Source organism: Methylotenera sp. (genome assembly GCF_029945705.1).
Taxonomy (GTDB): domain Bacteria; phylum Pseudomonadota; class Gammaproteobacteria; order Burkholderiales; family Methylophilaceae; genus Methylotenera.
This window is the reverse complement of record NZ_JAQSDC010000053.1, coordinates 1-22,961: the sequence shown is the minus strand read 5'-3', so window position 1 is coordinate 22,961 and position 22,961 is coordinate 1. Positions and strand designations below refer to the sequence as shown.

Below are 22,961 nucleotides of genomic sequence, written 5' to 3'. Positions count from 1 at the left end.
GCTTATTAAAAACAACGATATACGAATTGCAAAAAATTAAATATGGGTAAGGGCTTATTAGTATGGGCAAAGTAACAGGTTTCATGGAATACGATAGACTGGCTGAAGCAAATCTACCAGTGACTGACCGTGTTAAGAATTACAAAGAGTTTGTATTACATTTAAGCGATGCAGAAGCAAAACAGCAAGGTGCGCGCTGTATGGATTGCGGTATCCCATTTTGTACTACCGGCTGCCCAGTCAATAATATCATTCCAGATTTTAACGACTTGGTGTACAGCCAAGATTGGAAAGCAGCGATTGATGTGTTGCATTCCACCAATAACTTTCCTGAGTTCACTGGTCGTATCTGTCCAGCACCTTGCGAAGCAGCTTGTACGCTCAATATCAATGCAGATGCTGTTGGTATTAAATCTATTGAACATGCAATTATCGATAAAGCTTGGGAAAATGACTGGGTAACCCCACAAATTCCAGCGCATAAAACTGGTAAGAAAGTAGCCATCGTTGGTTCAGGTCCAGCTGGTATGGCGGCTGCGCAACAATTAGCACGTGTAGGCCACAGTGTTGTGTTGTTAGAAAAAAATAGCCGTATCGGTGGCTTGCTACGTTATGGCATTCCAGATTTCAAAATGGAAAAATCACATATTGATCGCCGTATGGCGCAGATGGCAGCTGAAGGTGTTGAGTTTCGCGTGAATCAAAATGTAGGTGAAAACGTTAAAGCTGATGATTTACTCGCTGAGTTTGATGCAGTGATATTAGCGGGCGGCGCCGAGTATCCACGTGATTTACCAGTAACAGGTCGGGAGTTAGATGGTGTGATGTATGCCATGGACTTTTTAACACCGCAGAACCAAGTTGTAGCTGGCGATACTGTTGCAAACCAAGTGATGGCGAGCAACAAGAATGTGGTTGTAATTGGTGGCGGTGACACAGGTTCAGACTGTGTCGGCACTTCAAACCGTCACGGTGCATTGAGTATTACGCAATTTGAACTCATGCCACAACCACCAGAAAAAGAAAATAAAGAGCTCGTTTGGCCAAATTGGCCACTTAAAATGCGTACATCAAGCTCGCATGAGGAAGGTGCAAACCGCGATTGGTCTATCACCACTAAAGAGCTGATTGGCGAGAATGGCAAAGTAGTCGCTTTAAAAGGCGCTAAAGTTGAATGGGTTAACGGCAAAATGGTTGAAATCGCTGATTCAGAATTCACCATTAAAGCTGACTTAGTATTGTTAGCGATGGGTTTTGTATCACCAGTGCAGAAGTTGCTCGAAGTGTTTGGTGTAGAAAAAGATGCTCGTGGTAATGCAAAGGCGACTACCGAAGGTGCTGATAGCTATAAAACCAGCAAAACAAAAGTGTTTGCAGCGGGTGATGTGCGCCGTGGTCAATCTTTAGTGGTGTGGGCAATTCGTGAAGGTCGTCAAGCGGCTAAAGCTGTGGATGAGTTTTTAATGGGTTCCTCTACATTGCCACGCTAAGTTGCGGCGAAAATCAAATTTCTAGTCCAAGCTTAGAGCGACGATTAGGCACAAAGGACGCGAAGTAGATTATTTTGCGTCCTTTTTTATGAGTTGAATATTTAGGTTAATACAATGAGTGAATTAAAAAACGATACGTTCTTGAAAGCGCTAATGCGCCAACCAACAGACTACACGCCAGTGTGGATGATGCGCCAAGCGGGACGTTATTTGCCAGAGTACCGAGAAAGCCGCAAAACTGCGGGTAGTTTTTTACAGTTGTGCAAAAGCCCAGACTTCGCGACTGAAGTGACGATACAGCCGTTAGAACGCTATCCACTTTTAGATGCCTCTATATTGTTTTCAGATATTCTCACAGTGCCAGATGCAATGGGTTTAGGCTTATATTTTGAAGAAGGTGAAGGTCCGAAATTTGAGCGCACACTGCGTGAAGAAGCTGAAATTCTAAAGCTAAAAGTGCCAGATATGGCTAAATTGCAATACGTGTTTGATGCCGTAGCGCAAATTCGTAAAACGTTAGATGGTCGTCTACCTTTGATTGGATTCACAGGTAGCCCGTGGACGCTAGCGACCTATATGGTAGAAGGTAAAGGCGGTACGGATTTTTTAACGATTAAAAAAATGGCTTATGTGCGCCCAGATTTGTTGCACCATATTTTAGAAATAACCGCACAAACTGTAATTCAGTACCTGAATGCGCAAATCGCCGCAGGTGCTCAAGCGGTGATGATATTTGACTCGTGGGGCGGCGCACTCTCGCACGATGCTTATATTGAGTTTTCGCTTAATTATATGAAGAAAATCGTGGCTGGTTTAACTAAAGATAATGATGGTCGCAAAGTACCTAGCGTTGTATTTACCAAAGGCGGTGCCTTGTGGTTAGAAGCGCAAGCTGAAATTGGTGCAGATGCACTTGGCCTAGATTGGACGATTGATATTGGTCAGGCGCGTAAACGTGTTGGTGACAAAGTCGCATTGCAAGGCAACTTAGACCCAGCTATTTTGCTATCAACGCCAGAAGCGATTGAGAAGCAGGTAGAAAACGTATTGCGTAGCTACGGTAAAGGTCATGGGCACGTTTTCAATTTAGGGCATGGCATCACGCAATGGACGCCTCCAGAAAATGCCGCAGCGATGTTAGAGGCGGTTCGAAAGCATAGTAAACAGTATCACCAGTAATAAAAAAGCCCGATTGAATCGGGCTTTTTTATTGGACATGCATATCTATTATTTAAGCGTCATACGTTTCAAAGTATCGTCTTTATCAATCACTTTATGTTTTAAAGCACCTACAACATGGAGTGCAACTAACACTAATAAAACAATACCAACAAATTCGTGAGAGCCTTCAAAAAAATCACGTAAACCTTTATTGTCAGCGCCTTTGATTAACTCAATTCCAAACCAATTAACACTATATTTACCGTATATGCTCATTAATAAGCCCGTTAATGGTATGACAACCATGAATAGATACAGAAGATGATGTGTTCCAGTGGCGACTTTACGTTCTAGTGCAGAATATGATGTTAAGAGAGCTGGTGGTTTGTGCGTAATACGCCATAAGATACGAATAGCGATTAGCGCAAGTATGGTGATGCCTAAAGATTTATGCAAATTAAAGTAAAATGCTCTAGGCGATATTTCTTGAGCGACTTGCCATGTGTAAACACCTAAATCGAATAAATCAAAAGCCGTTTGTTTAGGCGCTTCTTTTGGAATATCAGTCATAAACCAACCTAATACAAACATCCCCACTAGGAAAATAGCAATAAGCCAATGAAGTACAACAGCGGTTTTGGTGTAGCTAGAAGATGTTTGAATCATCGTGATATTCCTGTATATTAATTTTTGTGCCTGTGTGACACGTGTCACAGCAATAGATTCCACAATAGCACATCATTCTAACCAATTATTTAAACAACAGGAATGAGTCATGCGAATTTTAATGATAACCCTTAGTCTACTGGCGTTGGTGGGTTGTGCGCAGGTAAAAGCTGCGCATGATGACAACTTTGCAATAGAAAGTTTGGGTGATGGTATTTACGTGCACCATGGGGTGCATTTAGATATTGATGATGGTTATCAGGGTGATATTTGCAATGCGAGCTTTATTGTTGGCAGCAAAGGCGTTGCGGTGATTGATACTGGAGGCAGTTTTAAAATCGGTAAGCAATTACGAGATGCAATAAGAAAAGTCACGCCTTTGCCAGTGATATATGTCATTAATACCCACGTACACCCTGACCATATCTATGGCAATGCGGCCTTTCTTAATGATAAACCGCAGTTTATAGGGCACGATAAACTGGCAAACGCTATGGAATTGCGTCATGAAGCCTATGCCAAATTAAACGCCAGATTGTTGGGTGCGGATGCACAAGCCAGTGAACTTGTTAAGCCGACATTAACTGTTAAAACGACACTAGAACTTGATTTAGGTGATAGAAAGCTAACGCTTACAGCGCACCCTGTAGCGCATACCAATACGGATGTTTCAGTGATTGAAAGCAAGTCAGGTACATTATTTACAGGTGATTTGCTGTTTATAGAGCGTACGCCAGTGCTAGAAGGTGACATAAAAGGTTTAATTACAGAAGTCCAGAAGCTTAAAAATAGCCCAGCCAAACAAGTTGTTCCTGGGCATGGGCCGGTGACTAAAAACTGGATTGAAGCGCTGAATAATGAGGAACATTATTTAACAGTACTGCTAACTGATATACGCACCAGCATTAAAAAAGGTGAGAGTATGGAGTCGACCATGAACACAGCGGCGGCGTCTGAAAAAGGCAAATGGATATTGTTTGATGTCGCCAATAGACGCAACGTTAATATAATTTACCCTGCGTTGGAGTGGGAGTAATTCTAACTAGGTAGCGGTCGAAGTGTAGATAACAAAAAAGCGGCTACAAGCCGCTTTTTTGAGTGAGATACCGATTATTTTTTCATGCTATCTAAACTGCAAGCAGTGATTGGATTTAAATAAAGCATCAATAAACCGCCTGCAATCGCTAAGTATTGAAGCACTGGTAAATGCAGTAAAACAGAAATAATCACGGCATAAATCGCCATAAATAATGCAAAAAACTTAGTTTTGTAACCAAAAAATAATGCTAAACCGCCAACTAGTTGAATCAAAATAATTAAAGGTGCAAAAATACCTGGTAAACCTAAGCTGCCTAATCCAGCTTGATATTGAGCATAACCATCAGGGGTGCTAAAAAATCCAACCATGAGCATGGTCACTTGCAATAAAAAAACTTGTGCGAGTAAAATGCGGGCAAGGGCTGATAAATAACGTTGCATAAGTCACTTCCGATGAGTCAAAAATTGTTAGCCTGAATAATGCACTTAACATTCTAATTTCGCAAGCTTATCTAAATGCAGCCAAAGTCTAGTCATACAAATATTTCATCTGAGATGCGCTCAAAAGTCATTATTCAACAAGTGACTTGGCAGGCGGCAGAGTATCAACTGCGCGCTGTGCGTACACCTGTTTTTATTGAAGAGCAATTTGTTACGCCCGAGTTTGAGTGGGATGAAATTGATGCCAGCGCTGTACATTTGCTTGCTATGTACGAAAGTCAGCCTATCGCATGTTTACGAATAATTCATTATGAAAAAATTGGCCGTATGGCGGTAATGAAACATTGGCGTGGCATTGGGGTTGGTGCGGCTTTGCTATTAGAAGCCATTGGTATTTGCAAAAAACATGGCAGCCAAAGTATTTATTTGTCAGCACAAACGCATGCTATCAATTTTTATCAAAAAGCCGGTTTTAAACAAATAAGTGATGAATACTGTGACGTGGATATTCCGCACGTGGATATGCGATTAGATTTATAGTTAACTTTATTAATTAAATTGAAACTAAAGCTAAGCCTTTGGTAAAATAACGTTTTTATTTAACATTACCTAAGAGAAAATTATGTCAAAAATTGTATTTAAAGCTGGTGAAGCAACTGTTTATTCTGAAGGCAAGGACGTGACTGCGGCTATGCCAGAAATCTTAATCGGCAGTGTAGATGGTCCTGTTGGGCAAGCATTTGCAAACATGATGGCGCAAAGTAAAGGTCATACTGCAATGTTTGCCGTGCGTGACATTAACCAATTAGTGCGTCCAGCTTGTATGATGGTGCCAAAAGTTACGCTTAAAGGTAGTACAGATGTAGGTTTATTTGGCGGTGTAGTACAAGCAGGTGTTGCTGATGGTATTTTGGATGCAGTGATTGAAGGCATTATCCCTAAAGACCAAGTGAATGATTTATGCATCGTTGCTTTGTTATGGATTGATCCAGGTTGTATTGAATTAGAAAAAGCGGGTACTTTAGATAAAGCTGATATGTACAAAAACAACTACGAAGCGATTAAATTAGCGCTTAAACGCGCATTGAACGATGAACCAACGATTGATGAGTTGATTGCAAACCGTAAAAAAATCAAACATTGCATGTGGGAAGAAAGCTGGGGCGAGATTTAATTTCTGAATGTAGCTTTAAATAGCCAGTTTTTGATTCAATAGCAACAAACAAGGTGTTGTAAAGATTAGCAAATTCTAATTAAAATTTGCTATGATTAAAATATAAGTGTCATAAATCGGGAGTGAGTATGGCTGAATATAACGCATGTATGGAAGCATTTGAGCGACTTTGTGAGGATGTGAACGCAGATAAAAAATCTGCGATTGATCAATCAGATTACTGGTTATTTGAATTGGGATTTAGATCTGCAATTGAAGAGTTGTTGAATATTGCAGATGCAGGTACACAGACTAAAGAATTCGTTTCACCACGTTTTCAAATGTTGGCAGATAAAATACTGCAAGCAAGGTATCACTAAATAAAAAAGCGGCCTAGGCCGCTTTTTTATTATGCTTTTTAAATGTTATTTTTGAAAAGCACCTTATGAAAAGTACCTTAAGTTTTTGTTGTCTGTGTTTTTGTTAACCACGCACGCAAGCCACGTATTGCCAAACCCGCAATCCAGCTGCGGCGCAACCATGTAACTGCCCGCATTGGCCTAAGCAAGCCGACTAAACTAACAAGCCCCATGACGAGCATTGGATGCTTTTTAACATAGCGTACGATGGTTAAGCCTTTATCAGCAAGCGCCAAACTACTTTGCAGTGGTTGTATGTTTTTTGCTAACGCGACACGTTGCTGCTCAGCTTGCGCTACCAGCCGTTGGCGACGTTCAGTAATTGAGGCTAGTTTCCGCTTCATCTTCTAAACTGAATGGTCAGCATCGAGCTGTTTTTGGTCTTTTGCCAGCTCAATAATACTTGTTTCAAATAAGCGCGGCATGGCTTTGAGTGCGCGTACTGCGAGAATACATAACACGATGCCAACCGTAATAAAAATTGCCGTTAATGAGCCTAGTATCAATAATCTGTGCGTATCCCAAAGCAACACGATGATAAAAATGGCCAATAACACCATACCAAAGCAAAGGCAGAACAGTGCGACAAAGGCTGTGATTAATAATGAAACTAGCCGAATCCAACCTTCTTCTAGATCGGTAGAGAGTAGCTCTAGACGCGTACGTGTCAGCGCCACCAAGGTTGTGGCGATATTTTTTACTGAGGCAATTAAGCCTTCATCATCAGTTTTGGTTTCTTCAGTCATTTAGAGCACTCGTTTGAAAATACAATTCAAATAAGCTGTTTAAGTATTCAATAGGTTTAGTTTATCTTAGTCTGACAATAATTACTTAACCTTGATTTAAAACGGCTTAATTTAAAACAGTCAGGTTTATAAAAAGTGACTTTGCTACTTTTGCATGCTCAGTAGAATTTTACGTATGGGCGTTGGAATAGCAGCGCCAATCGCATCTTCAATACTTAACCACATATGCGCAGCTTGGTTTACTTGCGGTTGTTGTTTTACCACTTGCAACATTTGTGGGCAAATATGCAGCTTAAAGTGTGTAAAAACGTGCGTTAAGTTGGGTAAGGTAATATCGTTTTCGGCGGTTATTCCAAATTTATTCAGAATTATGGCTTCTATATCTTGGCTATTTTCAACTTCTGGGAAACTCCATAAGCCACCCCAAATGCCAGTGGAAGGGCGTTTTTCGAGCAATACTTCATTACCACGACGCAATATCAGCATGGTGGTATGTTTTTCAGGGATAGCTTTTCGTGGCTTAGGCGTCGGTAGTTCATGTACACGTTGTGCTTGAAGAGCTTTGCAGCTGGCATTCAACGGGCAATGGCCGCATTTTGGTTTGTTTCTGGTACAAAGTGTCGCGCCTAAGTCCATTAGGCCTTGGGTGTACGCTACCATGCCTTGTTCTGGCAGTAGCTTTTCAGCGAGCAGCCATAATTTTTTTTCAACTTTAGGTGAGCTTGGCCAGCCTTCAACTAAAAAATGCCTAGCTAGTACGCGCTTTACGTTGCCATCTAAAATGGTTTGTACCTGATTAAAGGCGAACGATGCGATGGCTGCTGCAGTGGAGCGACCTATGCCAGACAGCGTTTGAATCGTTTCAAAGTCTTGCGGAAATTGTCCCTTATGCTCATCCATTATTGTCACGGCGGCGTTATGCAAGTTTCGCGCTCTTGAGTAATAACCTAAGCCACTCCAATGCTGTAACACTTCATCTTGTGTTGCATTTGCCAGGCTGGCGATATTTGGGAAGCGCTGCATGAACTTACTGTAATAACCAATCACTGCTGTAACTTGTGTCTGTTGCAACATGATTTCAGATACCCAAATTGCATATGGGTCGGTAGTGTTCTGCCAGGGTAAATCGTGCCGCCCATGGTTTTTTTGCCATGCAATGAGGCGGTTTGCGAAATCAGACATTAAGTGAAACCTTAAAATGAAGCTAGCATATTGATGCAGGTTATACGATTAATTCGTATAACCTGCATGATGGATTTAAATTGACTTAACACTTAAGAGCTTGGCTTTGAGCTTTAATTCAAAATGCTAAAATTTAAGCAGTTTTTTAAGCTTGTCTTTGGCTTGATCTTCTGCAGATTTAGGGGCTTCAGCAGGTTTTGCGGTGGTATCGCTTGTTGATGGGGCGGTTGTGGTCTCAGCAGCTTTTTTCTTGCCGAGCAATCCACTTAACGCATCCACTTTATTGTCACCATTAAGTAAATCTTTCACGGCAGCCCCTTTGTCGCCACCTACTTTATCTAGTAAATTCGATTTTGCCAGTGCTGTACCAATGGCGGCAAAGTCCATGGCGTATTTCGGGCTGGAAAATGTGCCTGTAATTTTCAGCGGAATTGCGAAGCCAGCTAAAGCGTCTAAGTCTGCGCCCTCTTGGCCTTTGAGCGATTTAACAATCGTTGGTTTAGCTAAATAGTTGATTGATTCATTACCAATATCGATGTCCCCACGGCTATCGCCTTTAGCTAATCTCAGAATAGGTGCTTTCATGGCTAAATCTTCGTTATGCGCTACGCCATTCTTAATGGTGAATGAAGCGGTGAGCTCACTGAAGTCAGTTTTCTTAGATTTATCTGCGCTAGCATCTTTGGTTTTAAGGATGTTAACCTTGTTTTTAAGCTCACGGATGCTGCCCGCAATATCCACGCCTTTTAACGCGCCATCGGTCAGACTCAGGGATGAGCTACCGGATAATGCTTTCTTGAGCGCGCCTACCGTGTTACCTGATGTTGTTACGTCAACATTAACAGTTCCTTTGCCAGATAACATATCATTATTGATAGAGTCTACTAACAAAGGGCCAATCGAAACATTTTTCATACTTTGTTTGAACGCGATACTAGGTGTGGAACGTGCATCCACTTTTAGCAAGCCGCTCATACTACCTTGATACAAGTTGGCTGAGAATGGTGAAAGTGTCGCCACGCCACCTTCCGCTTTTAAACCAAGGTTCACATTCTCGGTTTTAACATTCGCCAATTTAAGCCAGCCGATTTTCGCCTCGCCTGAAGCGTTAAACTTTTTTAGTGCGGATAAGTCGATAGGTGCATCGCCATCACTTTTAGTTGTTGAGTCACTTTTTGTGAGGTATCTATCTGCATCTAATTTATCGATGTTCACGTTAAAGCTGAAAATCGGGTCGCTAAACCTTGAAATGCCAACGTTTGCATTCACCTGACTATCATCAATCTTTGCTGCGACTGGATTCAAATTTAGTTTTTGACCATCAGCCTTTAAGTCGATACGTATATTTGACGCTTTGGTTTTGCCGTATTTAAGGCTGCCAATTCGCAAGTTGCCATCAGCATTCAAGGCTTTAAGTGCGCTTAAATCAAGAGGTTTGCTATCGCTGCTAGTCTTAGACTCTGTTTTGCTTGTTGATGCGTATTTATCAACATCTAGCTGATCAATAGCTAAATCAAAGGTATACAGTGGTTTTGCAAACTGACTAATACCAAAATTACCTTTAATTTGGCTGTCATCCACTTTAACGTTCAAGCCGCTCAATGTGAGCTTCTCACCATCGGCTTTAATGGCGACGTTAAGACCTGAGATTTGGAATTTTTCATATTGAATACTACCCACGTTCAGCTTGCCATCTAATAGCAAGTTTTTCATGGCACTTAAATCTGCTGGTTTTCCGCTACTGGGTGTTTTTATTTCGCTAGATTTAGCTAATAGTTTATTTAGATTTAGCTTGTCTGCATTTAAGTTAAATTTAATGTTTGGTTTTTTAAAGCTAGTGACTGCCACATCACCATTGAGCTTGGTGTCATCAATATTTAAACTAAACTTGCTATTTGCTAATTCATTTTTAATATCGGTGTGCGCAGAAAGGTTGAACAGGCCCTTCATTCCACCATTCGGTAAGCTAGGGTCTTTAATATCTAGGTTGCCAGCCAATTTTGGTAAATCGAAAATCAGATTTTCAAGGTTGCCACTAAACGGTGAAGAGAACTTACCAGTTACTGTGCGTTTTCCTTGTAGGGCTAAGATGTCGCCAGTAATGCCGCTGCTTTCTAGCGCTTTTGGCGAGCCTTTAATGTCAGCTAATTCTAGATTAGCTTTAAAGGTATCGCCTGCTTTTTCTTGTATTAGAGTCACGGTAGTTTTTTTGCTAGTGACTTCATCTTTTTGAGCGTTTAATTTTGGTGCGTTAAGCTCAATGCTCAGTTTTGCATCATTAAACTGACCTGAACCGACCAGTTTCAAGCTACCCACTAAAAATTCACGCGACTCAGGTTTGGCATCTACATCACCGCTAAGTGTTACATCCACATTTTTGCCACCAAGCAAATCACCTTTTATTGCAGCATCCAAGCCTTTGGCAACAAAGTGTTTTGTTTCAGGGTCTACTAAAAAATTACCCTTTAGATTCGCATTGGCTGCAATTTCAGGTTGGTTTGAGTTGATTGTAAAGTCGGTTGCAATATCTACAGGCTCAGCTAGCGCAATGTGGCCAGATTTTAGATTGAACTTAGAAATATTGTATTTTGCACCAGTGCCTTCATCGCTATAACTCACGGCTGAGTTAGTCACATTAACGCCATCAATATCAAACTTAATATCTTTTGACTCTTCGTCATCCTTACTGATTAAATCGTCAAAGTTAGTGGTGCCATCTTTATATTTAACGATATTGGCTTGCGCGCCATCGATGTAAACGGTATCGACCACTAACTCTTTTTTAAGTAGAGGCAACAAAGCGAGTGAAACTTTAACGCCATTGACTGAGGCAAACTCTTTGCTATTTTTATGTTCGGAAATTGAAACTTTGCCTAAATCTGCGCCAATCTTAGGCCAAAAAGCCAACTTAATGTCACCGTCTAGCTTGAGCGTACGCTCTTTTTTCTCTTGCACCAAATCAATCACTTTTTGCTTGTAATCATTTGGATTGAATGTTGCGGCAATAATGCCTACGGCAATTAAAACCAGACCGATTAAGCCGCCAACACCATACAAACTATATTTAAGAAATTTTTTCATGATGATTCTCGCTACAAGGATTCAATACGGAGTTTACAAAATTTTAACACTAGCGCTATTCTTATTACTATTTCCAAAAAAAATGATGAATCGCGGCAGCACCAAATTTCCATGCGATAAATAGCACTATGCTATATAAAATAACAGACAGAACGATACAAATGAGCGAAAAAATTACCATTAAGCCATCATGTTCAGTTTCGCCAGTACAGTAAAATAGCACGGCTAAACTTGGAAATAAGTTTTTAAATGGCATGCCCGCCAATGGGATTGCAACGATCACGCCAACCGCCAAGAAGATAAAGCCGCCCATTTGCTGACCTAATTTACCTTCGACTAAAAACCTTAAACGTGGTTTTGTGAAGCGATGAAAAAAGTGCATGATTTTTAAACAAGTATTGACTAGTGCTTGTCGAGTGCGCAAACTCAGCGTCAAATTGCGAATTTTATTGGGTAGGCTCAGATTTTGCTCGCCCCTAAACAACTGCAGACCCAGTGCCAAAAACGCAGCGCTGCCAACAAGTGCAAATACCCCTAATGGAAACGGCTGCAAGAAAGGTAAAACGGTAATCGTTGCGGTTAATGTGTAGGCATCGGCCCCCACTTGATCTATTGCAGTGCCAAAGGCTAATGGTTCAATTGCGGCTGGAGCGGCAAATAGATTAAGCGTTGCAACCAAATCATCGTAACCGCTCGCGGTTTGTGTCATCTTAATGCCAGAAATAGGCTAACACGATTGCACCAAATACAATGCGGTACCAAGCAAACGCAGTAAAGTCGTGGTTGGCTACATAGCGAATTAATACTTTAATGACAATTAAGGCAGCAATAAATGCTGTAATAAAGCCCGCTAAAAACAGTGTTAAGTCGTTTGCGGATAGCAAATCTCTACTTTTGTATAAATCATAAAATGTAGCGGCAAACATGACTGGCACGGCGAGAAAGAAGGAAAACTCTGTGGCTGCCGTGCGAGATAAGCCAAAACACATGCCGCCAATGATAGTAGAGCCAGCCCTAGAAGCGCCAGGAATTAAGGCAATGGCTTGGGCAAACCCAACCTTAAGTGCAAGCTTCCAGTCCATATCGTCTACAGAGTTAATTTTAACGGCAGGAAGTTTTTTCTCAATAAACAAGATAGCAAAACCGCCGACAATGAGGGCAATGGACACTGATTTTGGGTTAAATAGTAAATCTTTAATTTGGTGATGAAAGGCTAAACCTAATATCGCTAATGGTAAAAAGGCAATGAATAGGTTAATTACTAATTGTCGTGATTTTGTTTCATTTAAATGGCTCGCTACATGGATAAATTTTGCTCGGTATTCCCAAATCACGGCAAGAATGGCGCCTAGTTGAATAATGATTTCAAATACATCGCGCTTATCTTTGCTTAAAAAATTAAGCAAATCACCAGCAATAATTAAATGCCCTGTACTACTAATAGGCAAGAATTCGGTAGCGCCTTCGACTACACCAAGGATTAAGGCTTTCAGTATGAGTAGTATGTCCATGGAGTTATTTTAACAGGTTTGAGTTTTAGATTAAGTCAGTTTTATAGCAAAGTGTGAGTTAAAGATTCCGCTCAAGAAAAAGGGCGATATATCGCCCTTTTTCAACGCTCAATTTGTGCTCTATGCTTATTTAAGCATACCTAAAACTGTGCTTAGTAAGTTGCCAGAATCTGCGCCAACTTCACCGTTCGGTGTCATTTTATCTATTACGCTAGGCAAATGTTGTGCGATCTGGCTACTTAAAATCTCTGGTGTAATGCCAAATTTCGCTGCCATTTCAGCAATTGCGCCACTGCCTAAAACACTAGAAATTTGTTCAGCAGAAATTGGTAAGTTTGCACCTGTGCCAACCCATGAGGTTGCTAAGTCTCCCAAACCACCTTGTTTGAATTTATCTAAAACACCGTTTAAGCCGCCATGTTGATTAAACATTTCCATGGCAATTTGTGCCATACCGCCTTGGTTGCCGCCCATTACTTTACCCATTACTGCGCCTGCTACGTCATCAAATAAACTCATGATTTACCCCTTAATAAATGTCAAAAAATGACTACCAATAGCATAACTTAAAAACGTTCGCCATTGCGTAAGTAGCGCCATTGTCCGACTGGTAATTTACCTAAATTAACACTTCCAATACGTACACGTTTTAAACCAACTACATGCAAGCCAACCATTTCACACATGCGACGGATTTGGCGCTTTTTACCTTCGCGCAGTACAAATCGAAGTTGGTCCTCATTTTGCCAACTGACTTTTGCTGGCTTGAGTTTTTCGCCATCCAAACTTAAACCGTGATTTAGGCGTTTTAAACCGTCATCATCCAAATTACCTTCAACACGTACCAAGTACTCTTTTTCAACCGTTGAATCTTCACCAATCAAATGGCGCGCCACGCGGCCATCCTGAGTGAGCACTAACATTCCTGTAGAGTCAATATCTAAGCGGCCTGCAGGTGCAAGGCCGTTTAAATATCTACGCTGAAACTCACGCTCGTGAAGTTGATTTAGCTCAGGGTCATCTAACCATTCGTTATCAGGATGCACTAACACAATGGCAGGCTGGTAGCCATCTTCCGCTTGTCCGCTCACGTAGCCAACAGGTTTGTGCAGAATAATGGTGACCGTTTCAGCTTGCACTTCATGCGCGTAACTACTAATCACAATCTCGGCATCTGGATTAATGCGCGTGCCTAGCGTATCAATAATCACGCCATCCACCATCACCCAGCTATTCATAATCCACTCGTCCGCTTCACGACGCGAGCAAATGCCACGCTCTGCCATTACTTTAGAAAGGCGAGGCAACTCAGTGCTAATGGTGGTAGATTTATACGCAGCTTTTGCTGCAGCGCCATACTGTGGCGTATTGACTGCATCATAACCATCGCGTACTTTGCCGCCTCGACGTGGTGCTTGGCGATACTGTGGCTCATTCTTATCAGGGCGTGGCGTAATGCGTGTATCAACCCCTTGTGGCCTTGCTTGGCGAGGTTGTTGCTCTCTTTCATCTGCAGATCTAGCTGGATAAGCTGGACGTGTGTTTTGTCTGTCATCCGACTGAGTATTTTCACGCGGTTTACCATCAAAGCGATGGTTACGCTGTCCAGTGCTGGATGGCGCTTGATTTGCAGGTTCTTGTCTCTCGACTTTTCTTTCGGCTGGCTGCTCATCTCTAACAGGCGCATTTACTTTAGGCGGCGCAACGCTACGGTCCCGCACACCAGCATTGGTGCGACGCACAGGCGGCTTACTCGCCTTTACTTGCGTGTCATCAGATTTTTTATTCAGTTTAATCGTGGTCAAAATAGTCTATTCATTTAATTTGTAAGGCTATTTTACCAAAATAAAGCGATTAGTTTCTATTTATTAAATACAAGTGCTTGATGCTGAGTTTGAGCTTATTGGTTGATAGCAGCAATCGTAGCATTTATAGAAAAGCCGTTAGGAGTTCACATGTATTGAGAGTAGATATGTGTAGATTTAGAAACCCCCTTATTTGGCCAAGAGTGCCAAAAATTCGCTGATAACTCAACATTGATACTAAATTATCAACACAATCTCATGTGTTGATTTTTTAATATATTTAATTAAATCAATAAGTTGTAATTATTAATTTTGATTAAAGCTATTGGCACGGTCTTTGCAAGCTCATCATTATGGTAAGTATTTTTAAGTGAATTAAAAATGCTAAATAATCTTAATGGGGTGAAGAAAATGATTCTCAATAAAGTGGCAACTAAGAAAAATAATACACAGGATGCAGGCAAAAGTCGCACTAGAGCGTTAAGTTTGTTGATGGAAGAGATGGCGGTGTGGTATCCAGCGCCTTACTTTGATATTGAAGTGATGGTATCTCAAGAAACTAAAGGTTTTAAATCAAACACTCGTTCAAATGTTTTACTAGCTTAAAGCCTAATCTTCGGACTTACCAAACCATACACTTTTCAATTTAGTGAGCTTATACAGCAAGCCCGTATTTTCGTTGGAAAGTGCGTCTAAAAACAGCGATAGTCTGCGCGATTTAAGTACAGTGTAAAACGTGAGTATACCAACTGGGATAAAAATCCCTATAAAGTAGCTGAATTTTTCTATGAGGCTTGCTTGGCTGAAATCGAAAATATTCATCCCTAACAGGCCGCTGGTCATGCTACCAATTAAGCCTAAAATGGTGACTACTGTGAGCCTGACTACAGTATCTGCTTGACGTTTAATCTCTTCGCCTTCTAAATATTCGGCCATATCCATAATGCGACCACGAGTTTTTTTAAACAGGTCTACCGTCTCTAATTGCTTATGCATCATGCTAAATACATCTTTTGCCACGGCTTGGTCTGATACGCTTTCAAACCAATAGCGGTGGGTAAAGCGTAAAAATACGCCCATCACATTGCGTATGCTTTGCCTAAATGCCTTGATGGAATCTTCTTCTTCAATGTTGAGTCGGCTAATGGCTTGCACCATGCGGTCTGATAGCATTAAGAGCGCAGCTTTTTGAAAATGCGCAATTAAAAACAGTAAAAAATATTGATTTTGATAATTGCGTTTAATACCAGTTTTGTCGTTGGTGTACACGCGATGCTGTTGGCTGCCGACTACAATAAAATTTTGCCCTGTGCACATAATGCGCGTGCTACTCCAGAGGTCGCGCTTGTTGTTGTCCCAATAGCGGTCGTAACAATGTTTTTGTTCAAAATTACTTAAAAACTCTTCGGTAAATGGCAGTGTGTCAGAATCCCAAGGCTGGGTGACCAAGCCTAATCGTATCAAATCGCCGCGGGTCAGCTTGCTAATATCTTCAAAAGCTAGATATGCCATTAAAGGCATGCGCTGGTATTCAATCTCACGATAGCGAATTTGGCCTTCTTGACTGGAATAATGCTGTACCAAGGGATGCATTAAAAACTCCCAATGCAATGAAACGCAGGGCACGTGATTGTCTTTTACAAAGGCTAAATAGCGAGTTTTATCTTGGTAGTCTGAGCGTGAAAGCACATTGCCTAGCTTATCTAACCATTCAATACTTTTTGCACAATGACCTGCATCGCCATTTTCTTCCCAATAGTTTGGATAAGTGCGTCCCAAGCGGTAGAGAATATCCATGGCATGATTAAGCTTAATGTTTTGCCCCGTGACCTCCAGTGCTAAAAAAGCCACGTCAATATCAAAAAAGAAGTACAACTCAATATGCGCAACTTTTAATACGATGGGCTCTTTTTCGTGGTTTAGCGTAATGCGGACTTGGCTTACATCGGAGCGTGAAAATATATGCAGCGGTGATTCACCGTAGCCGCCAGACTCGCGGCCATGTTTGCCTTCGCCATATAGAAAACGCTGTGCAAACGGCATAAAAGTGACAAATTCTTGATAACGCACTTCACTTAAAGATTGTTTAGCTAAAGAAAATTCATCCTGAATCTCTTGCCAAGGGCAGTTTTCAGCTTTGAGAATATCCCATGGGCGTTGGATTTTTTGGCTATTTGACTCTGAAATGAGCTGGACGGGCCAAAGCAGGGTTTGCCTAAAGTCGGCAACGATACTGGATTCAATATTGTTCACAACTCAGCCAGAAAGGTAAATGTAAAGTGTTAGCTTAATGCGGTTTGGATAAAATCAAACACCTAATAAAAGTAGTTAAATATAGCTAAACTATTAATTCAAATGGTTATCCTGCATATGAAGCGAGTGGCGCTTACAACAAAATTTTAGTCTTTTAAATATTTGTGAGTTAAGCATTACTCAAGCTCTAAGTTTGAGCTTAAAATCACCTATTTCTAGCATGAATATAAATTAGGCTACATTTGCACCCATGGAATACGAAATTAGAGCCAATTCAAGCATCCATCAGCCTGAGAGTTTAGAGACTTTTAAGGGCGAGTATCCCAAACCAAGCATTGATGATTTGCCTGTATATAAAGCCGCTCAAGAAGCTTTGCAGTACCGATTGTTTCACGAATCATCCAGCCCATTTCCTTCGCCTAAGTTAGCAAAGTTTACTTTCATTGATTTATTTGCAGGCATTGGTGGATTTAGAATTGCTATGCAAGGCCTCGGTGGTAAATGTGTATTTACTAGCGAATGGGATGAAAAATCGCAAATTACTTATAAAGCAAATTTCGGTGATGCTCCATTTGGGGATATAACAAAAGAAATTACTAAGCAATATATCCCCGATAATTTTGATGTGTTGTGTGCTGGGTTTCCTTGTCAGGCGTTCTCGATAGCGGGTAAGCGTGGAGGTTTTGAAGATACTCGCGGTACACTGTTTTTTGAAGTGGCTGAAATCATCAAACGTAAAAAGCCGAAAGCTATTTTTTTGGAAAACGTGAAGGGTTTAACTAATCATGGACAAGGCAAAACTTTAGCAACGATATTAAATGTATTGAGAAATGACCTTGGTTATTTTGTGCCTGAGCCACAAGTATTGAATGCTAAAAATTATGGTGTTCCGCAAAATAGAGAGCGCATTTTTATCGTTGGTTTTCGTAAAGACTTAGGCATTGAAGAGTTTAGTTACCCTGAGCCAGCGAACAGGAAAGTAGTATTTAATGATGTAAAAGAAGAGCGTGTGGTTTCTGCCAAGTACTATCTTTCAAATCAATACCTAAATACTTTAGTGGCACATAAAAAAAGGCACGAAGATAAAGGTAATGGCTTTGGCTATGAAATAATTGCAGATGATGGCATTGCAAATGCAATTGTTTGCGGTGGCATGGGGCGTGAGCGTAACCTTGTGATTGACCACAGACTTGAAGACTACACGCCAGTCACACATATCAAAGGTGAAATTAATCGCCAAGGCATTAGGAAAATGACGCCACGTGAGTGGGCAAGGCTGCAGGGCTATCCTGATAGTTTTGTGATTCCTGTTGCTGATGCGTCTGCTTATAAACAGTTTGGCAACTCAGTTGCTGTGCCAGCTATACGCGCGACTGCTAATGAAATTATAAAAAGAATATTGGATTGACTATGCTGACAGGTAATAAGGGTGAGTGGAGTGAGATTTATGCCTTGCTTAAAATTATTGCAGATAAAGAGCTTTATCAGGGTGATGGTAATCTCAATCGTATACAAAATGCAGTTTTACCTATTATCAAAGTTCTGCGTGATGAATCAGATGGTACATATGAATATACGATTAATCAGAATTTGGTAATTATCAATGGGGCTGGAAAAAGCTTTAGTATTAATATACAAAATTTTGAACATTATGCTTTGATTCTTTTAGAAAAAATAAAGTCATCAACCTCAACTTTTTCTGTACCTGAGATTGAAGAGTTTATACAGTTATTTAATTGCAAATCTTTAAAAGCTGGCTCAGGTGTTAAAAGTGATATTCGCATAGTTTTACATGATGCAAAAACTGGCATTTCACCAGAGCTAGGATTTAGCATCAAATCTCAATTGGGTAGTGCCTCAACTTTATTAAATGCGGGAAAGACTACTAATTTTATTTATAAAATTAATGGCGAGCTTTTTTCGCAAGCTTTGATAGATGAAATTAATGCGATTGATTCTAGCTCAAAGATTAAAGATAGATTGGTGAAAATTACTAATGCAGGTAAGTCATTATCTTTTTATAAAGCTGAGAATTCAACTTTCTCGAATAACTTAATGCTAATTGACAGTGCATTGCCTCAAATTTTGGCAGAAATCCTATACTTATTTTATTCAACTAGTCATAGTAGTCTTAAACGTTTAGTTGAGGAAACGTCAGTCAAGAATCCTTTGGGTTTTGATAACAATCAAAACCATCCATTTTATTTCTACAAAATCAAAAGATTTTTAACTGATATTGCATTAGGAATGATGCCCTCAAAAGTTTGGACAGGTGAGTTAGAAGCAACAGGTGGTTATTTAGTTGTAAAGGATGATGGTGAGATACTTTCTTATCATATTTATAATCGCAACGATTTTGAGGATTACTTACTTAACAATACAAAATTAGAAACAGCCAGTAGCTCTAGACATGAGTTTGGTAAAATTTATGAAGAAAATGGCAGTCAGTTTTTCAAACTAAATCTACAAATTCGATTTATTCGATAAACAATAAAAAAGCCGACAAATTTGTCGGCTTTTTTATTGCTACTTTCTAAAACTTAAACCTTTTGATAAACCTCGCTACCCTTTTTCACAAACTCAATGGCTTTTTCTTGCATGCCTTTGTGTAGTGCCTCTTCACCGCTAACGCCTAGCTTGTCTGCGTAATCGCGTACATCTTGCGATATTTTCATTGAGCAGAAGTGTGGACCGCACATAGAGCAGAAGTGCGCTTGTTTTGCGCCTTCTTGCGGCAATGTTTCATCATGGAATTCTTTGGCTTTTTCTGGATCGAGGCCTAGGTTAAATTGATCATCCCAACGGAATTCGAAACGTGCTTTTGAAAGCGCGTTGTCGCGAATCTGCGCCCCTGGGTGACCTTTTGCTAAGTCTGCCGCGTGCGCAGCGATTTTGTAGGTAATGATACCAACACGTACGTCTTCTTTGTCTGGTAAGCCTAAATGTTCTTTTGGCGTTACATAGCAAAGCATGGCACAGCCGTACCAGCCAATCATGGCGGCACCGATACCTGAGGTGATGTGGTCATAACCTGGTGCGATGTCCGTTGTTAATGGGCCTAATGTGTAGAAAGGGGCTTCGCCGCAATGCTCTAATTGAAGTTCCATATTTTCTTTAATGAGGTGCATTGGCACGTGGCCTGGGCCTTCAATCATACATTGCACGTCGTGCTTCCAAGCGATTTGCGTTAACTCGCCTAGTGTTTTCAACTCGGCAAATTGTGCCTCATCATTCGCATCGTAAATTGAGCCTGGGCGTAAGCCATCACCTAAACTAAAGGCAACGTCATACTGTTTCATGATGTCGCAAATGTCTTCAAAATGCTCATACAAGAATGACTCTTTATGATGCGCCAAGCACCATTTAGCCATAATAGAACCGCCGCGTGACACAATACCTGTCATACGTTTTGCCGTCATTGGAATGTAAGCCAAGCGCACGCCTGCATGGATAGTGAAGTAATCCACTCCTTGTTCCGCTTGCTCAATCAATGTATCGCGGAAGATTTCCCAAGTCAGGTCTTCAGCTTTGCCGTTTACTTTTTCAAGTGCTTGGTAGATAGGCACAGTACCGATTGGCACTGGTGAGTTGCGGATTATCCACTCGCGAGTTTCGTGAATGTTTTTACCTGTAGATAAATCCATCACGGTATCGCCACCCCAACGTGTGCCCCACACCATTTTTTCAACTTCTTCGCTGATAGAAGAACCTAGCGCAGAGTTGCCAATGTTGGCGTTGATTTTCACCAAGAAATTACGGCCGATAATCATAGGCTCGATTTCTGGGTGGTTAATATTCACAGGAATAATCGCACGGCCAAGCGCTACTTCGCTACGCACAAATTCTGCGGTGATGACTTTAGGAATACTCGCGCCAAAGTTTTGGCCTTCATGTTGTTTAAGTAGTAATTCACTCATGCCCTCACGGCGTTGATTTTCGCGAATAGCAATGTATTCCATCTCAGGCGTGATAATTCCTTTACGTGCATAGTGCATTTGGCTCACGTTTTGGCCGGCTTTTGCACGCAATGGTTTGCGGTGCAAGTTAAAGCGCATTTCTGCTAATTCAGGGTCAACTAGACGTTGATGACCAAACTCTGAGCTTGGGCCATCTAATTGCTCAACATCGCCACGTTCCATAATCCATGGTGCGCGCATTGCTGGCAAGCCGTTACGAATATCGATGTCCACATTTGGGTCTGTGTATGGGCCAGATGTATCGTAAACAACCACTGGTGGATTTTTTTCAGCGCCAAATTGTGAAGGTGTATCGCTTAATGAAATTTCACGAAACGGTACTTGAATGTCAGGGCGTGAGCCTTGTACATAGACTTTACGTGAATTAGCGAATGGTAATTTGGTTGCGGGATCAATTTCCGCAGTTTCGCTCACAAATTTAGCGAGATTTTTTTGTAGATTTTTATCGGTGGCGTTCATTGTGCTTTCCTATAGTTTTGGTTCAACATAGAAAAGCATCGTATGCGTACACCACGATATAGTAGCGACACATTGCATGCTTTCCTACGGCGGCATAACCCGCGTCAGGTTCAAAGGGTGTTTCTCACTATGCTTAAAATTAATCTAAAACAATTAATCTAAAATATAGACCCCTAGCAATGAACGAAAATTACGCTAATTCGTCAATAATAGCAAGTCATAATATTTTTGGTGTGGCTTTAAATAATAATTTAAGTGCTTATTTCTTAATAACTTTATAGTCATAATATTGAAAACAAAAAATGTAAAAAATGACATTAAATCATCAGCATTGATGGATGTTATTGCTATAATGTTCAGTAATTAAACAAATATAAAAAGGTCGGGGGTTGTATGGCATTAATTCTGTATCTTCTTTATTATCTAGTCGCAATTATTACGCTGTTTTTTCATTTTACTGGCCAACTAGAGCGCTGGGGCATGGAATGGGTCATATTGGTATTAGCTGTCACGGTATTTCCAGTGGTGCTGTATTTGTAGTGGAAGCAACTTCCCGCAAATTCAAATTAATACATACTTAATTGGGCTTCATCGCTTTCGTAAGCTTAGCGTAATCGTTTTGCTAATCAAGGCTATTTAGGTTCAATTAGCTAATACTTAATTTAAGCCCAACCTATTTAGCTTTCTTTGAAACTCATCATTTGAATCCATTACCTATATTGAATAATAGCAATTTTCAGCGCGTATTTTGTCAGCGATCATTTTGGTTGCCTCATATCGCTCTACCTGTCATCGCCGGATTAATGCTGGCCTTTGTATATCCACACACAAGTTTAGATGCTTGGTTAATTCAACCTTTTTATGACGCGCATGCACTGGTGTTTCCATTAAAGAACGACAGCTTTCTGGAAAATGTGATGCACAAAGGCTTAAGAAACTTAATGATAGCTGTGAGTTTAATGATGCTGGGTTTTTGGATTTTCGGTTTAAAAATATGGAGTTTTGTTTTTAAGCGCGAGAATGTTCGTCATTGGTCTAAGGTTTACCATCGACAGTTTTTGTGGATATTTGTAGCAATGGTGATTTCTACCAGTGCTATTTCTGTATTAAAGCGTCTAAGTATGCACAGCTGCCCTTGGGATTTATTACCATATGGCGGTACACAGCCTTGGATCCCACTTTTTGGCAGTTTACCTGCAGCCGCCGAAATGGGGCATTGCTTTCCTGGTGGCCATGCTAGTGGTGGGTTTGCCTTGATTGCACTTTATTTTGGCTTTAGAGACTCACTGCCAAAATTAGCAAATGCAGGCCTGATATTAGGACTATTGTTTGGTTTTGCTATGGGTTGGGGACAGATGATGCGCGGTGCGCATTTTATGTCACACAATTTGTGGACGGCTTGGGTAGTTTGGATGATATTAGTTGTGCAATATCTAGTGTGGTCGCCCAAAGCCCTTAAAGTTTAGGCCTCAGTCAGATGTCAGTAAGTCGTAAGTTTCTAGTGTTATGATTCCAACACTTTATCTATAGGGCATCTCTAAAAATCCACCATAATTTTGCAAACTGAGACTATGTGTGG

Annotated in this window: 23 protein-coding genes and 1 riboswitch; of the genes, 11 read left to right on the top strand and 12 right to left on the bottom strand. The window is 40.8% G+C overall.

The genetic code is table 11. The annotated features are described in order from the left end of the window. Nucleotides 1-62: 62 nt before the first annotated feature. Both PSU78_RS11590 and hemE read left to right on the top strand, forming a co-directional pair. Nucleotides 63-1,490: a glutamate synthase subunit beta gene (locus PSU78_RS11590; RefSeq protein WP_300388160.1), complete on the top strand. Its 1,428-nt coding sequence runs from the start codon at nt 63-65 to the stop codon at nt 1,488-1,490. A gap of 114 nt (nt 1,491-1,604) precedes the next feature. Next, nucleotides 1,605-2,669: a uroporphyrinogen decarboxylase gene (gene hemE / locus PSU78_RS11585; protein ID WP_300388158.1), complete on the top strand. Its 1,065-nt coding sequence runs from the start codon at nt 1,605-1,607 to the stop codon at nt 2,667-2,669. Between the two features lie 48 nt (nt 2,670-2,717). Here the strand turns inward: hemE and PSU78_RS11580 are convergent, their stop codons facing one another. After that, complete coding sequence (locus PSU78_RS11580; RefSeq protein ID WP_300388156.1) at nt 2,718-3,317, bottom strand: cytochrome b; 600 nt, start codon at nt 3,315-3,317, stop codon at nt 2,718-2,720. A gap of 121 nt (nt 3,318-3,438) precedes the next feature. On the opposite strand from PSU78_RS11580, the gene PSU78_RS11575 reads away from it, so the two are divergent. Beyond that, complete coding sequence (locus PSU78_RS11575) at nt 3,439-4,353, top strand: quinoprotein relay system zinc metallohydrolase 2 (RefSeq protein ID WP_300388154.1); 915 nt, start codon at nt 3,439-3,441, stop codon at nt 4,351-4,353. Nucleotides 4,354-4,427: 74 nt separating this feature from the next. On the opposite strand, the gene PSU78_RS11570 is transcribed toward PSU78_RS11575, so the two are convergent. Beyond that, nucleotides 4,428-4,796, bottom strand: a complete 369-nt coding sequence (locus PSU78_RS11570; RefSeq protein WP_300388153.1) for a DoxX family protein — start codon at nt 4,794-4,796, stop codon at nt 4,428-4,430. Between the two features lie 75 nt (nt 4,797-4,871). On the opposite strand from PSU78_RS11570, the gene PSU78_RS11565 reads away from it, so the two are divergent. From PSU78_RS11565 to PSU78_RS11555, 3 genes are all read left to right on the top strand, one after another. Further along, entirely contained in the window at nt 4,872-5,336 is a 465-nt protein-coding gene (locus tag PSU78_RS11565) for a GNAT family N-acetyltransferase (RefSeq protein WP_300388151.1), read from the top strand. Between the two features lie 82 nt (nt 5,337-5,418). After that, nucleotides 5,419-5,970, top strand: a complete 552-nt coding sequence (gene fae, locus PSU78_RS11560; protein ID WP_300388149.1) for a formaldehyde-activating enzyme — start codon at nt 5,419-5,421, stop codon at nt 5,968-5,970. A gap of 128 nt (nt 5,971-6,098) precedes the next feature. Beyond that, a complete protein-coding gene (locus PSU78_RS11555) occupies nt 6,099-6,329 on the top strand; it encodes a hypothetical protein (protein WP_013149415.1) in 231 nt (76 codons plus the stop codon). A gap of 77 nt (nt 6,330-6,406) precedes the next feature. On the opposite strand, the gene PSU78_RS11550 is transcribed toward PSU78_RS11555, so the two are convergent. The 8 genes from PSU78_RS11550 to PSU78_RS11515 form a co-directional block, all read right to left on the bottom strand. Then, complete coding sequence (locus PSU78_RS11550) at nt 6,407-6,712, bottom strand: YqjK-like family protein (protein ID WP_300388146.1); 306 nt, start codon at nt 6,710-6,712, stop codon at nt 6,407-6,409. A 3-nt stretch (nt 6,713-6,715) separates the two neighbouring features. Further along, nucleotides 6,716-7,114 carry a phage holin family protein gene (locus PSU78_RS11545; protein ID WP_300388144.1) on the bottom strand — a complete coding sequence of 133 codons (399 nt, stop codon included), beginning with the start codon at nt 7,112-7,114 and terminating at the stop codon, nt 6,716-6,718. Nucleotides 7,115-7,258: 144 nt separating this feature from the next. Then, nucleotides 7,259-8,296, bottom strand: a complete 1,038-nt coding sequence (gene mutY, locus PSU78_RS11540; RefSeq protein WP_300388135.1) for an A/G-specific adenine glycosylase — start codon at nt 8,294-8,296, stop codon at nt 7,259-7,261. Nucleotides 8,297-8,422: 126 nt separating this feature from the next. Then, nucleotides 8,423-11,377 carry an AsmA family protein gene (locus tag PSU78_RS11535; protein WP_300388133.1) on the bottom strand — a complete coding sequence of 985 codons (2,955 nt, stop codon included), beginning with the start codon at nt 11,375-11,377 and terminating at the stop codon, nt 8,423-8,425. A gap of 67 nt (nt 11,378-11,444) precedes the next feature. After that, nucleotides 11,445-12,086: an exopolysaccharide biosynthesis protein gene (locus PSU78_RS11530; RefSeq protein WP_300388131.1), complete on the bottom strand. Its 642-nt coding sequence runs from the start codon at nt 12,084-12,086 to the stop codon at nt 11,445-11,447. A 1-nt stretch (nt 12,087) separates the two neighbouring features. After that, a complete protein-coding gene (locus PSU78_RS11525) occupies nt 12,088-12,888 on the bottom strand; it encodes an undecaprenyl-diphosphate phosphatase (RefSeq protein ID WP_300388129.1) in 801 nt (266 codons plus the stop codon). Nucleotides 12,889-13,014: 126 nt separating this feature from the next. After that, complete coding sequence (locus tag PSU78_RS11520) at nt 13,015-13,407, bottom strand: YidB family protein (protein WP_300388127.1); 393 nt, start codon at nt 13,405-13,407, stop codon at nt 13,015-13,017. 47 nt (nt 13,408-13,454) lie between these two features. Next, the gene (locus PSU78_RS11515; protein ID WP_300388125.1) at nt 13,455-14,693 is read right to left on the bottom strand and encodes a pseudouridine synthase; all 1,239 of its coding nucleotides are present in this window, start codon (nt 14,691-14,693) and stop codon (nt 13,455-13,457) included. Nucleotides 14,694-15,074: 381 nt separating this feature from the next. On the opposite strand from PSU78_RS11515, the gene PSU78_RS11510 reads away from it, so the two are divergent. After that, nucleotides 15,075-15,299 carry a hypothetical protein gene (locus tag PSU78_RS11510; RefSeq protein WP_300388123.1) on the top strand — a complete coding sequence of 75 codons (225 nt, stop codon included), beginning with the start codon at nt 15,075-15,077 and terminating at the stop codon, nt 15,297-15,299. Between the two features lie 3 nt (nt 15,300-15,302). On the opposite strand, the gene PSU78_RS11505 is transcribed toward PSU78_RS11510, so the two are convergent. Further along, entirely contained in the window at nt 15,303-16,946 is a 1,644-nt protein-coding gene (locus tag PSU78_RS11505) for a hypothetical protein (protein ID WP_300388121.1), read from the bottom strand. A 250-nt stretch (nt 16,947-17,196) separates the two neighbouring features. Between PSU78_RS11505 and PSU78_RS11500 the strand changes: the two genes are divergently transcribed. Next, nucleotides 17,197-18,354 (top strand): DNA cytosine methyltransferase, encoded by a 1,158-nt coding sequence (locus tag PSU78_RS11500; RefSeq protein WP_300388119.1) that lies wholly within the window; start codon nt 17,197-17,199, stop codon nt 18,352-18,354. 2 nt (nt 18,355-18,356) lie between these two features. Further along, nucleotides 18,357-19,433: an HpaII family restriction endonuclease gene (locus PSU78_RS11495; protein ID WP_300388117.1), complete on the top strand. Its 1,077-nt coding sequence runs from the start codon at nt 18,357-18,359 to the stop codon at nt 19,431-19,433. A 53-nt stretch (nt 19,434-19,486) separates the two neighbouring features. Here the strand turns inward: PSU78_RS11495 and thiC are convergent, their stop codons facing one another. Beyond that, nucleotides 19,487-21,382, bottom strand: coding sequence for a phosphomethylpyrimidine synthase ThiC (gene thiC, locus PSU78_RS11490; RefSeq protein WP_300388115.1), 1,896 nt, complete (start codon nt 21,380-21,382; stop codon nt 19,487-19,489). 64 nt (nt 21,383-21,446) lie between these two features. Next, nucleotides 21,447-21,567: riboswitch (TPP riboswitch) on the bottom strand. 208 nt (nt 21,568-21,775) lie between these two features. Between thiC and PSU78_RS11485 the strand changes: the two genes are divergently transcribed. Both PSU78_RS11485 and PSU78_RS11480 read left to right on the top strand, forming a co-directional pair. Further along, nucleotides 21,776-21,922: a hypothetical protein gene (locus PSU78_RS11485; protein ID WP_300388113.1), complete on the top strand. Its 147-nt coding sequence runs from the start codon at nt 21,776-21,778 to the stop codon at nt 21,920-21,922. 161 nt (nt 21,923-22,083) lie between these two features. Continuing rightward, nucleotides 22,084-22,848 carry a phosphatase PAP2 family protein gene (locus tag PSU78_RS11480; RefSeq protein WP_300388111.1) on the top strand — a complete coding sequence of 255 codons (765 nt, stop codon included), beginning with the start codon at nt 22,084-22,086 and terminating at the stop codon, nt 22,846-22,848. Nucleotides 22,849-22,961 lie beyond the last annotated feature (113 nt).